The sequence below is a fragment of the Limnohabitans sp. YIMB22184 genome (genome assembly GCF_048020265.1).
In the GTDB taxonomy this organism is placed as follows: domain Bacteria; phylum Pseudomonadota; class Gammaproteobacteria; order Burkholderiales; family Burkholderiaceae_C; genus Limnohabitans_A.
The window spans coordinates 1,208,350-1,220,584 of the sequence record NZ_CP171843.1 but is presented as its reverse complement, the minus strand read 5'-3'; the positions used below and the strand labels follow the sequence as shown (position 1 = coordinate 1,220,584).

Genomic DNA, 12,235 nt, shown 5'->3' with positions numbered 1-12,235 from the left:
GGCTTCAGCCTCCGGTAACGGGCGGGAAAAAGGCCACTTCGGCATTGGCCGCGAGCGGCGTGGCATCGGAGGCCATGACCTGGTTGACGGCCACGCGCACAGGCCGTTGGTTAGACAGGCACTCTGCATAGGCGCCGCCACGGGCGATCAATTGCGCCCGGAGGCCCGCCACGTCTTGGCTGTCCGTGTCCACCATCTCGCTGGCCAATCCAATGCTTTCGCGCAGAGAGGCAAAGTAACGCACCTGGATCTTCATGACAACCACTCCGAAAACGGCCAGAAACTGACAAGGTCCCCATGGGCAATGGTTTGACCTGCGGGGTTGTCCACCACGCCATCGCCCCAAACCACCGAGGTCAGCACCCCCGAGCTTTGGTTGGGAAAGAGGTCCAGCCCACCCGACGCATTGCGGCGAACACGTAAGAATTCACGCCGCTTGTCGGCTTTGGGCAACTCAAAATGGGCCGGCAAGGACATCCGGACAGGCGCACGCTGCTCAGCCCCCTGGAGAGCCAGAATCAAGGGTTTGACGAGCAGCAAAAAGGTCATGAAGCTCGACACGGGATTGCCCGGCAGACCCACAAAATGGGCCAGGCCTGTAGCTGTCTCGCGCCGCACATGGCCGTAGGCAAAGGGTTTGCCTGGCTTCATCGCAATCTGCCAAAGCGACAAGGCGCCCAAAGACTGCACGGCCGGTTTGACATGGTCTTCTTCACCGACCGACACCCCGCCGCTGGTCACAATCAGGTCGTGGTGGTCGGCCGCCGTCTTGAGCGCGGCCACCGTGGCCTCCCGGCGGTCGGGCACGATGCCCAGATCGCTCACTTCGCAGCCCAGACGGTGCAGCAAAGCCCGCAAGAAAAACCGGTTGGAGTTGTAAATGGCCCCGGGCGGCATGTCGGCAGGGGCCACATCACCGGGCATGACCAACTCGTCGCCCGTGGAAAACAAGGCCACTTTGGGTCGGCTCATGACCTGCAGGTGGGCCAAACCCAGGCTGGCCGCCAAACCCAGCTCAGCGGGGCCCAGTTTTTGACCCCGCTTCAACACGGTATCCCCCTGACGAACGTCTTCGCCTCTGCGGCGAATCCACTGGCCGGGCTGGGCCGCAGCCACAAAACGGACCTGGTCGGTCTGTTCTGCCGGCTCGGTTTGCTCCTGCATCACGATGGCGTCAGCGCCTACAGGCACCGGGGCGCCTGTGAAAATGCGAGCAGCCTGCCCGGGTTCCAAGGGCTGCCCGAAGTGCCCAGCGGGAATGCGCTGCGTCACCGTCAACGCCACCCCGGCTTGCTGCACATCGGCGCTGCGCACCGCGTAGCCGTCCATGGAAGCGTTGTCAAAGGCCGGCACTTGCAAGGAAGAAACCACGTCCTGCGCCAGGATGCGGCCATCGGCATCCAGGGTGGCGACCGACTCCGTGCTTGCCAAAGGGCTGATGTGCGCCAACAGCGTGGTCAACGCATCGTCCAGCGACATCAAAGGTGAGCGGGGGGACTGGCTCATCGGCTTCAGTCGCAATGCTGCGAGATGTAGGCCTTGACCAAACCCACGTCTGCTTTCATGACTTGCACACGTTTGGGCAAGGCTTCGATGCCTTCAAACTGCGGTGGGCGCTCAGGTTGGCGACCCAAAGCTTCCACGATGGTGGCGGCAAACTTGATCGGCAAAGCGGTTTCCAGCACGATCATGGGCACCTGCGGGTCCAGTTGCTCTTGGGCCACCTTCACGCCGTCGGCGGTGTGGGTGTCGATCATCACGCCATAGCGCTCAAACACCTGCTGAATCGTCTTGAGACGGTCGGCATGGGTGCTTCGGCCGCTGTCAAAGCCGTAGACCGCAGCGGCCTTGGCAAAACGGGCGTCACCCGACAAATCGAAGAAGCCTTGGCGGCTCAGCCCTTCGCCAAATATGGCTTTGATTTGGGTGCCATCGCGCTCCAGCAGGTCGAAAACAAAGCGCTCGAAGTTGCTGGCCTTGGAGATGTCCATCGAGGGGCTGGAGGTTTCGTGCGTGTCGGCCGTGCCGCGCACGCGGTAAACGCCGGTGCGGAAAAACTCGTCCAGCACATCGTTTTCGTTGGTGGCCACCACCAAGCGGTCAATCGGCAAACCCATCATGCGGGCCACATGGCCCGCGCACACATTGCCAAAGTTGCCGCTGGGGACCGTGAAGCTGACCTTTTGCGCGTTGCGCTGGGTCGCCTGGAAATACCCAGCGAAGTAGTACGCCACCTGGGCCAGCAAACGCGCCCAGTTGATGGAATTCACGGTGCCGATCTTGTATCGGCGCTTGAAATCCAGATCATTGGAGACCGCCTTGACGATGTCCTGGCAGTCGTCGAAGACGCCTTCGATGGCGATGTTGTGGATGTTTTCGTCGAGCAGACTGAACATCTGCGCTTGCTGGAACGGGCTCATGCGGCCGTTCGGGCTGGTCATGAAGACGCGCACGCCCTTTTTGCCGCGCATGGCGTATTCGGCCGCGCTGCCAGTATCGCCCGATGTTGCGCCCAAAATGTTGAGTTCTTCACCGCGCCGTGCCAGCTCGTATTCAAACAAGTTGCCCAGCAACTGCATGGCCATGTCCTTGAAGGCCAAGGTCGGGCCGTTGGACAAAGCCTCCAGGTAGAGGTCGGGCTGGGCCTGAGCTGCGGTTTGCAAAGGCTTGAGCGGCACGATCTCTTGCGTGCCAAACACCGCTGGGGTGTAAGTCTTGCGGCACAGCGCTTGCAGATCGTCGCGCGGGATGTCGTCGATGTAGAGCGACAGCACCTCAAAGGCCAATGCTGCATAGCCCTGGCTCTGCCAAACGCCGCGCAAGCGTGTCAGCGCGGCGTCATCCAGTTTCGGATAGCTTTCCGGCAGGTAGAGGCCACCGTCCGGCGCCAAACCTTCGAGGAGGATTTCACAAAATTGCTTACGGTCGGTATGACCGCGGGTCGACAGGTAGCGCATCAGTTCAACTCTTCCTTGCGAATGCGCACAATCGGCGCCATCACGGTCGGCAGCGCCTGCATTTGGGCCAGCACGTCGTTCAGGGTGCCTTCTCGGGTGTCGTGGGTCAGGATGATCACGTCGGTCTGGTTTTCGCCCGCTTGGCTGACCTGATCGGCCTCGCGCTGCAAGACCGCGTCGATGCTGATGTCGGCCTGGGCCAGCAAGCCGGTCAACTTGGCCAGCACGCCCGCCTGATCGGCCACGCGCAAACGCAGGTAATAGCTGGTCACCACGTCGGACATGGGCAGCACCGACAAATTGCTCATGGCACCAGGCTGGAAAGCCAGATGCGGTACGCGGTTGAGGGGATCGGCGGTGTGCAAACGGGTGATGTCTACCAGGTCGGCGATCACCGCGCTGGCGGTGGGCTCGGAGCCTGCGCCTTTGCCGTAATACAAGGTGGTGCCCACGGCATCGCCTTGCACCATCACGGCGTTCATGGCGCCCTCCACATTCGCAATCAGGCGCTGGCTGGGCACCAGGCTGGGGTGCACCCGCAGCTCAATCCCTTGGGCCGTGCGCTTGGTGATGCCCAAGAGCTTGATGCGGTAACCCAATTGCTCGGCATATTTGATATCGGCTGCGCCCAACTTAGTGATGCCTTCCACATAGGCTTTGTCAAACTGCACCGGAATGCCAAATGCGATCGCGCTCATCAGGGTCACTTTGTGCGCGGCGTCCACGCCCTCGATGTCGAACGTTGGGTCTGCCTCTGCATAGCCCAGACGCTGGGCCTCCTTGAGCACATCGCCAAAATCGAGGCCCTTGTCGCGCATTTCGGACAAGATAAAGTTGGTTGTGCCGTTGATGATGCCCGCAACCCACTGGATGCTGTTGGCCGTCAGGCCTTCGCGCAGCGCCTTGATGATCGGGATGCCCCCGGCCACTGCGGCTTCGAAAGCCACCATCACGCCTTTGGCCTGGGCGGCTGCAAAGATCTCTGTACCGTGCACCGCCAACAGTGCCTTGTTGGCAGTGACCACATGCTTGCCTGCGGCAATGGCATCGAGCACCAGCGCCTTGGCAATGCCATAGCCGCCGATCAGCTCAATGACGATGTCAATCTCCGGGTTGGCAATCACCTCTCGTGCATCGGCCACGACCTGCACGCCCTGGCCCACCAGTTCTTGGGCTCGCGCCACGTTGAGGTCGGCCACCATGGTGATTTCGATACCACGACCCGCCCGGCGTTGAATTTCACCCTGGTTGCGTTGGAGCACATTGAAAGTGCCGCTGCCCACAGTACCAATGCCCAGCAGGCCCACTTTGATCGGTTTCATTTTTTCACTTCTTTACGACGTTACACCCGAAACAACCGGGTGTTCATTTTCAAATTCAGGCCACCAGGGCCTCGGTGCCAAAGCGCTTGCGGGCACCTTCCAGGAAACGCGCCACGCGGGCAATGGCCTCGCGCAAATCGTCCTCATGGGGCAAGAAGACGATGCGGAAATGGTCGGTATCGGGCCAGTTGAAGCCAGTCCCTTGCACCAGCATGACTTTGGTTTCTTCCAGCAGTTGCAAGAAGAAATCCTGGTCGTCCTTGACCGGGTAGATGCGGGCGTCCAACTTGGGGAACATGTACAACGCCGCCTGCGGCTTGACACAACTCACACCAGGAATGGCGGTGATCAAGGCATACGCCAGATCGCGTTGCTTGCGCAAGCGCCCCCCTTCACCCACCAGTTCGTTGATGCTTTGGTGACCGCCCAGTGCGGTCTGAATCGCCCATTGGCCTGGCACGTTGGCGCACAAGCGCATGTTGGAGAGCATGTTCAAGCCCTCAATGTAGTCGCGGGCGTTTTTCTTGTCGCCCGAGATGACCATCCATCCTGCACGGTAGCCGCAGGAGCGGTAACTCTTGGACAGAGAATTGAATGTCAATGTCAAGACATCTTGGGACAGACTCGCCAGCGGGGTGTGCTTGACTCCGTCGTACAAAACCTTGTCATACACCTCATCGGCAAAAATCACCAAACCATGTTCACGCGCGATGGCCACAATGCCTTGGAGCAAATCGTCGGAATACAGCGCACCTGTTGGGTTGTTCGGGTTGATGACCACAATGCCTTTGGTCCGCGGGGTCACCTTGGCGCGGATGTCCGCCAAATCGGGCATCCAGCCATTGGCCTCTTCGCAGCGGTAGTGCACAGGCGAGCCGCCCGACAAGCTGGCCGCCGCTGTCCACAATGGGTAATCGGGCGATGGCAGCAAGAGTTCGTCGCCGTTGTCCAGCAAGGCATTGGTGGCCATGACGATCAATTCGCTGGCACCGTTGCCAAGGTAAATGTCATCCAGCGTGACCCCAACGACCCCCTGCTTTTGGGTCTCGTGCATGACGGCTTTGCGTGCCGCAAAAATGCCCTTACTGTCCGAGTAACCGGCCGAGTTGGGCAGGTTGCGGATCATGTCTTGTTGAATTTCTTCGGGCGCATCAAAACCGAAAACCGCCAGATTTCCAATGTTCAATTTGATGATCTTTTGTCCGTCCTCTTCCATCTGGCGGGCACGGTCCATGATCGGTCCACGGATGTCATAACAAACGTTGGCGAGCTTGGCAGATTTTTGAATGGGCTTCAAAGTGCCTCCAAAGGCGGTTGCGAGAGGGGAAAACCTATAATTTGACCACAACTTAGGGCTATTTCGAGCCTGCCAACCCGAGCGGCAACTCTAATATGGTCACGAAGCTCCCTCGTTCGCTGCGAAGACCCCATGAAACTACAACCCGACAAATCCAACAGCCTCACCATCAACGCCTACGGCCCAGGTTGGATCGAAGTCAATGGCGAGAAATTCACCCACTCTTTGACCGTCAGTAGCCTGAAAGGCGCTGCACCCGAAGAATGGGCCGTCAACCACTTTGAGGCACTTAAAACCGAGCACTTTGAACCATTGGCCGCCAGCGGGGCCGAACTGGTCATCTTTGGCAGCGGTCAACGCCTGCGCTTTCCTCAGCCAGCCTGGCTGGCACCTTTGATCGCGCGGGGCATTGGGCTGGAAACCATGGACACCGCAGCGGCTTGCCGCACCTACAACATTTTGGCCAGCGAGGGGCGAAAAGTCGTGGTCGCTTTGCTGATGGAGCCTTAAAGCATGCATTTTCATCACCTACTTGTTTACAAGTACTCGCCCATTTGAAGGCCCTCATTCAGAGTAAAATCGAAGGTTGCCGAGGCCTGTGCCTTCAGCGCATATGACGTCACCCAACGGCGGCAAGCGCTCAACCTGTCAAGCGAGATCAAAGTTTTATGGCGATCGTTCTTAACAAGCCCCTCCCCGAATTTGAAGCGAACGCTACCAGCGGCCTGAAAGTTTCCAACATCTCCCATCTTGGTCAACCCGTGGTTTTGTTTTTCTACCCCAAGGACAACACGCCCGGCTGCACCACCGAGGCCATGCAGTTCCGTGACAAGTACAAGGATTTCGTCAAAGCCGGCGCTTTGGTCCTGGGGGTGTCGCGCGACAACATGAAGTCCCACGATGATTTCAAAGCCAAGCTGGAACTGCCATTCGAGCTGATTGCCGACACCGAAGAAAAAATGTGCCACATGTTTGGTGTGGTCAAAAACAAAATCATGTACGGTAAAAAAGTCAAAGGGATTGAGCGCAGCACCTTCCTGATCGGCGCAGACGGCACACTCAAGCAAGAATGGCGCGGCCTGAAAGTGCCCGGGCATGTGGAAGAAGTCCTCAAAGCAGTCAAGGACTTGAAAAAATCCGCTGCTGTGGCCTGATGCCACCGGACAGGTTTTGTCTTTTGGCTCGTGCATAATGAATTCATGCCGCTGAAAGTCAGCCCCCTTCTCTCCCCTATCAAAAGCCGCCTTGGCCTCCAGGCGGCTTTTTATTTTTCAGCGTCCGGATTTTTCACCCCTCAAGAGGCCTTCGTTCATGCCACTGCCACCCGCCCCCACCCAACGCGCCAGCCGCTTGACCCACAAGGCTTTCGAGTCAGCCCCCCCTGAAGACGATGCCTCGACAGGCATGATCCAAGTCGAAACCAAAGTCCAGTCAGCGCCCGCCCAGCCAGCTGCAGCCGCCGAAGCCAAACGCCCGCCTCGGGGCCGCAAGAGCGTTTCTGCGAATACAAGCCCACGACCCGAGCCTTCTGTGGTGATCGCCTCAACCGCCACCGCCCCAAACCGCTCAAGCACTCCGGCTCGGCCCAAGCGGAGATCGGGCCCGAGCAAGCTTTTTGTGCTTGACACGAATGTGCTGATGCATGATCCGATGAGCCTGTTCCGTTTTGAGGAGCACGACGTCTTTTTGCCGATGATCGTGCTGGAAGAGCTCGATGGCCATAAGAAAGGCATGACCGAGGTCGCCCGCAATGCACGCCAGGCCAGCCGTTCGCTGGACACCTTGGCCTCGGGTCAAGGTGCCGATCTGGGCAAGGGCTCGCCCCTGAACGCAACAGGCCACACCGATGCCATGGGGCAATTGTTTTTCCAGACACAGGCACTGGACCTGAGCCTGCCCCTGGCGCTGCCGCAAGGCAAGGCCGACAACCAGATTCTGGGCGTCGTCAAGGCGCTGGGCCAATTGCATGCACCGCGTGAAGTGGTCTTGGTGTCCAAGGACATCAATATGCGCGTCAAGGCCCGCGCGTTGGGGCTTCAGGCAGAGGACTACCAAAACGACAAGACGCTGGAAGACGGGGATTTGCTGTATCCGGGCTCTATGGCTTTGCCCAGCGACTTCTGGCTCAAGAACGGCAAAACCGTGGAAAGCTGGCAGCAAGGCACCCACACGTTTTACAGAATCAGCGGGCCCGTGGTGCCCAGTCTGTTCATGAACCAGTTCGTGTATTTCGAGGCCCCCGGAGAGCCCAGCTTGTACGCACGGGTGACCGAAATCCGTGGCAAAACCGCGGTGCTGCGCACCCTCAAGGACTTCAACCACCAAAAGAATGCGGTGTGGGGCGTGACCACGCGTAACCGCGAACAAAACTTTGCGATGAACCTGCTGACCGATCCAGACGTCGACTTTGTCACGCTCGCGGGCACAGCAGGCACGGGTAAAACTTTGATGGCTCTGGCTGCAGGCCTGACGCAGGTGCTGGACGACCGCCGCTACACCGAAATCATCATGACGCGTGCCACTGTGAGCGTGGGCGAAGACATCGGTTTCTTGCCGGGTACCGAAGAAGAAAAAATGGGCCCCTGGATGGGCGCGTTGGACGACAACCTGGAGTTTTTAGCCAAAGGCGACGGCGGCAACGCCGGAGAATGGGGCCGCGCTGCGACCAACGAGTTGATCAAGAGCCGCATCAAGATCAAGAGCATGAACTTCATGCGGGGTCGCACCTTCATGAACAAGTACGTGATCATCGACGAAGCGCAAAACCTCACGCCCAAGCAAATGAAAACGCTGATCACGCGTGCAGGCCCGGGCACCAAGATCATCTGCATGGGCAACTTGGCTCAGATCGACACGCCCTACCTGACAGAAGGCTCGTCGGGCCTCACGTATGCGGTGGATCGTTTCAAGGGCTGGGCCCACGGGGGCCACATCACGCTGGCGCGTGGTGAGCGCTCGCGCCTGGCCGACTTCGCCAGCGAAGCGCTTTAAAAACCCCGTCCTCGGGTCTCAGTAATCGTCGCTGAGGCCTGAGGCCAGGCTTTCAAAACGGGTCAGGTTCTTCAGGAACGTGAGGCGGACCGTGCCTGTCGGGCCGTTACGCTGCTTGCCAATGATGATTTCGGCCACACCGGGATCTTTGGAATCCTTGTTGTAGTAATCGTCACGGTAGATGAACATGATGATGTCGGCATCCTGCTCGATGGCGCCGGACTCTCGCAAATCGCTCATCATGGGGCGCTTGTCGGTGCGTTGCTCGACGCTACGGTTGAGCTGCGACAGCGCAATCACCGGGCACTGCAGCTCTTTGGCCAGCATTTTCAGGCCACGGGAAATCTCGCCCAACTCGGTGGCGCGGTTGTCGCCGCCTGAGCCACCCGAGCCGCTCATCAGCTGCAAATAGTCCACCACGATCAAGCCCAGCTTGCCGCATTGCCGCGCCAGGCGCCGCGCGTTAGCCCGCAGCTCGGAGGGCGTGAGCCCAGGGGTTTCGTCGATGTGCAAAGACACGGTGCGCAGTTTTTCGATGGCCTCGGTCAAGCGTGGCCACTCATCATCGCTGAGCTTGCCCGTGCGCAAATGGCCCTGGTCAATGCGGCCAATTGAGCCGACCACACGCACTGCCAGCTGGGATGCGCCCATCTCCATCGAAAACACCGCCACTGGCAAGCCCTCATTCAAGGCCACATGCTCGGCGATGTTGATGGCAAAAGCCGTTTTACCCATGGAGGGACGTGCGGCCAGCACGACCATGTCGCCCGGCTGCAGGCCTGAAGTCATGCGGTCCAGGTCGTAAAAGCCGGTGGGCACACCCGTGATGTCGTTGGGGTTATCGGCCATCTCCTGCACGCGGTCGAGCAACTCCACCACCAGCGTGTCCATGGACTGAAAGCCCTGCTTCATGCGCGAGCCTTCTTCACCGATGTTGAAGATCTTTTGCTCGGCCTCGTCCAGGATGCGGTCAATCGCCTTGCCCTGGGGGTTGAAGGCGTTGGTCGCGATTTCATCGCTGGCTGATACCAGTTTGCGCAGGATCGAGCGCTCGCGCACGATCTCGGCATAGCGGCGGATGTTGCTGGCGCTGGGCACATACTGGGCCAGGGAGTTCAGGTAGCCCAAACCGCCCATCTCTGCGGTTTTGCCCTGGTTTTGCAGATGTTCGCTGACGGTGATGACATCGGCCGGTTTGGACGCATTGATCAAAGCGCCAATCGCGGCATAAATCAACTTGTGCTCGTGCCGGTAAAAGTCGGAATCCACCAACAAATCGCCCACCCTGTCCCAAGCTCCGTTGTCCAGCAACAAGCCGCCCAACACGCTCGACTCGGCCTCGATCGAGTGAGGTGGAACACGCAATTTGGCAATTTGGCTGTCAGAGGACAAGTCCGTGGGAAATTCACTCAGATGGGGAGAAAAAACAGCAGACATGGCGTACCGACAAATCAAAAAGCAATGGTAGTCCCCACAGCGCCTGGCGTCACGGGATAACCCTGTGGATAAACATGGGGTATCCGGTGCCCAAACGAGGACAACTCGGCAACACAAACAAAGTGATGCACAAATGAAAAGGCCCTTTCGTTGCCGAAAGGGCCTTTGAGACTTTGGGGTGGCTGATGGGGCTCGAACCCACGACAACAGGAATCACAATCCTGGACTCTACCAACTGAGCTACAGCCACCGCAGATCGATATTATAGCCTGAAGCTCAGGGCTTTTCGGTCTCTGAACCTTCCAACTTTTTAGGTTTTTGAGCCAACATTTCAACTTTGAATTGCGACTTCAAACTGGCCAGGTAAGCCTGAGACTCGGCCTGCCCCCACAAGCGGGCAAATTGCTGGCGGCTCTGCTCGGATTGCTGGGCAGTCGCCTCTGGGCGTGGCACGATTTTATTCACACGCACAACAGCAAAGCCTTGAAGGCCCAGGTCCACACCCAACAGGGCAGGCATTTTGGATGGATCGGCACGCAACGCAGCATCGATCACCGCTTGAGGCCATGCAGGCGCCTGATCACGCGAGACCGTCACCGCCTCTCCCAAGTTGGCCTGAGCGACATCGGTCTTCCAAGCCGCCAGTCGGGCTTGCCCTTCAGCTTTGGCCAACTCCGCAGATTTGGCTTGAATCAAAAGTTGACGCGCATTGGCTTTGACCTCGTCGAAGGGACGAACGGCCGCTGGGCGGTGATTCACCACACGGGCCGAGACCAGCGTGTTCGGAGCCACCTCTACGGCCGCTGTGTTGCGGCGTTTGGCGATGGCATCTTCCGAAAAGATGGCTTGTAACAATTTGGGGTTGCTCAAAACGCCCTGCGCACCGGGTGAGGGTGTGCGGGTCAACGCTTGCGCTTTTTGAACCGACAATTTCAGTCGCTCTGCTACGGGCGTCAAACTGTCCGACTGCTCGTAAACGCTGTTGCTGAAGGTTTCTGCCAATTCTGCGAACTGGCGCTGAGCCTGCTGTTTGCGCAAGTCTGCTTCCAATTGCGGGCGCATGGAGGCAAAAGTAGGTGCTTGGGGTTGCTTCACATCGGTCAGCAAGATGATGTGGTAGCCGAAATCGGACTCCACAATCTCACTGATATCACCCTTTTGAAGGGCAAAAGCCGCATCTTCAAAAGGCTTGACCATCGCACCACGCGCGAAGAAATCCAAATCGCCGCCGCGTGCAGCCGAACCGGTGTCATCCGAGTTCTTGCGTGCCACCTCGGCAAAGGTTTTGGGTGACTGGCGAACGGTGGCCAAAAGGCTTTCCGCCTTGGCACGGGCTTTTTGCCTGTCTGCCACGGGCAAATCTTTCGCAGCGTTGATCAAAATATGGCTCGCGCGGCGCTGCTCCTGACCTGCGAGCCGTTGCAGGTTTTGCTCGTAGTAGGTTTTCAGGTCCTGCTCGGGCAATTCAATCCGGCTTTGCAGGGCCGCCACGTCCAGGACGAGGTATTCCAGGTCCACGTTTTCAACCGAACGAAAACGCTCCGCATTGTCTTTGTAATAGCGCTCCAGGTCCGCATCCGACACCTCGACCTTGGCGGCAAAGTCTGCCGGGCTCCAGCGCTTGACCTGAATTTCACGGCGCTGCAAGTAGGCATCCAGTGCGGCATCGGTCTGACGCTGCGTCGCAAACACCGAAGCTTGCAAACCGGCCAACACCTGCTGATTGGACAGGTCGCGGCGCACACGGGCTTCGAGCATCTCGGGGGTCATGCCTTGGCTGGCTGCCAGCTGGCGGTAGCGTTCCATGTCCAACTTGCCGTCTGCGCCACGCAAACCCGCAATGGATGGGTCTTGCTGAAGATAGCGAGCCAGGCGCTGGTCACTGGTGACCAGCAACTGTTTTTCTGAAGCTCGGGCAACCAAGCGGTCGTTGACCATTTTTTCAAGCGTCGCGTAACGCGCTTCTGCGGAGTCGAGCAACTTCGGGTCCAGATTGGGCACCGAGGCGCGAATCCGATCCACTTCCTGCTGATGAACGGCATCCCACTCTGACTGGGTGATTTTTTGTCCGTCTACCCGAGCCACCACAGCACCTTTGTCTTCAAACTGGCTGTAGCCCTCGATGCCAAACAGCACAAAAGACGGAATCACCAACAAGAACAACAACCCCATCAAGATTTTTGAGTTGTTGCGAATGGAATCAAACATGTCTGAAGTCTCGGGTTATCAAG

The 12,235-nt window shown here is 58.6% G+C and carries 10 protein-coding genes and 1 tRNA gene; 3 read left to right on the top strand and 8 right to left on the bottom strand.

The genetic code is table 11. The features are described 5' to 3' along the window. Positions 1-4: 4 nt before the first annotated feature. Genes moaD through ACHEXL_RS05785 form a run of 5 tightly spaced genes read right to left on the bottom strand, consistent with a single transcriptional unit; the run spans position 5 to position 5,576 of the window. The gene (gene moaD / locus ACHEXL_RS05805) at positions 5-256 is read right to left on the bottom strand and encodes a molybdopterin converting factor subunit 1 (protein WP_416561057.1); all 252 of its coding nucleotides are present in this window, start codon (positions 254-256) and stop codon (positions 5-7) included. Then, positions 253-1,506 (bottom strand): gephyrin-like molybdotransferase Glp, encoded by a 1,254-nt coding sequence (gene glp / locus ACHEXL_RS05800; RefSeq protein ID WP_416561056.1) that lies wholly within the window; start codon positions 1,504-1,506, stop codon positions 253-255. Before glp ends, moaD begins: the two co-directional genes overlap by 4 nt. Positions 1,507-1,511: 5 nt before the next feature. After that, on the bottom strand, positions 1,512-2,957 hold the full coding sequence (gene thrC / locus ACHEXL_RS05795) for a threonine synthase (RefSeq protein ID WP_416561055.1): 1,446 nt from the start codon (positions 2,955-2,957) through the stop codon (positions 1,512-1,514). Continuing rightward, entirely contained in the window at positions 2,957-4,279 is a 1,323-nt protein-coding gene (locus tag ACHEXL_RS05790) for a homoserine dehydrogenase (protein WP_416561054.1), read from the bottom strand. The genes thrC and ACHEXL_RS05790 overlap by 1 nt, the downstream gene beginning before the upstream one ends. A gap of 55 nt (positions 4,280-4,334) precedes the next feature. Beyond that, positions 4,335-5,576 carry a pyridoxal phosphate-dependent aminotransferase gene (locus ACHEXL_RS05785; RefSeq protein ID WP_416561053.1) on the bottom strand — a complete coding sequence of 414 codons (1,242 nt, stop codon included), beginning with the start codon at positions 5,574-5,576 and terminating at the stop codon, positions 4,335-4,337. 132 nt (positions 5,577-5,708) lie between these two features. On the opposite strand from ACHEXL_RS05785, the gene ACHEXL_RS05780 reads away from it, so the two are divergent. From ACHEXL_RS05780 to ACHEXL_RS05770, 3 genes are all read left to right on the top strand, one after another. Next, positions 5,709-6,086 carry an Mth938-like domain-containing protein gene (locus ACHEXL_RS05780; protein WP_416561052.1) on the top strand — a complete coding sequence of 126 codons (378 nt, stop codon included), beginning with the start codon at positions 5,709-5,711 and terminating at the stop codon, positions 6,084-6,086. Positions 6,087-6,244: 158 nt separating this feature from the next. Continuing rightward, the gene (locus ACHEXL_RS05775; protein ID WP_416561051.1) at positions 6,245-6,730 is read left to right on the top strand and encodes a peroxiredoxin; all 486 of its coding nucleotides are present in this window, start codon (positions 6,245-6,247) and stop codon (positions 6,728-6,730) included. A 157-nt stretch (positions 6,731-6,887) separates the two neighbouring features. Beyond that, the gene (locus ACHEXL_RS05770; RefSeq protein ID WP_416561050.1) at positions 6,888-8,567 is read left to right on the top strand and encodes a PhoH family protein; all 1,680 of its coding nucleotides are present in this window, start codon (positions 6,888-6,890) and stop codon (positions 8,565-8,567) included. Between the two features lie 18 nt (positions 8,568-8,585). Here ACHEXL_RS05770 and dnaB read toward each other — a convergent pair whose 3' ends face one another. The 3 genes from dnaB to ACHEXL_RS05755 all read right to left on the bottom strand — a co-directional run bounded on the left by dnaB (position 8,586) and on the right by ACHEXL_RS05755 (position 12,212). Further along, on the bottom strand, positions 8,586-10,004 hold the full coding sequence (gene dnaB / locus ACHEXL_RS05765; protein ID WP_416561049.1) for a replicative DNA helicase: 1,419 nt from the start codon (positions 10,002-10,004) through the stop codon (positions 8,586-8,588). A gap of 174 nt (positions 10,005-10,178) precedes the next feature. Further along, positions 10,179-10,254 (bottom strand) — tRNA-His (locus ACHEXL_RS05760). Between the two features lie 26 nt (positions 10,255-10,280). Continuing rightward, the gene (locus ACHEXL_RS05755; protein ID WP_416561048.1) at positions 10,281-12,212 is read right to left on the bottom strand and encodes a SurA N-terminal domain-containing protein; all 1,932 of its coding nucleotides are present in this window, start codon (positions 12,210-12,212) and stop codon (positions 10,281-10,283) included. Between the last annotated feature and the right edge of the window lie 23 nt (positions 12,213-12,235).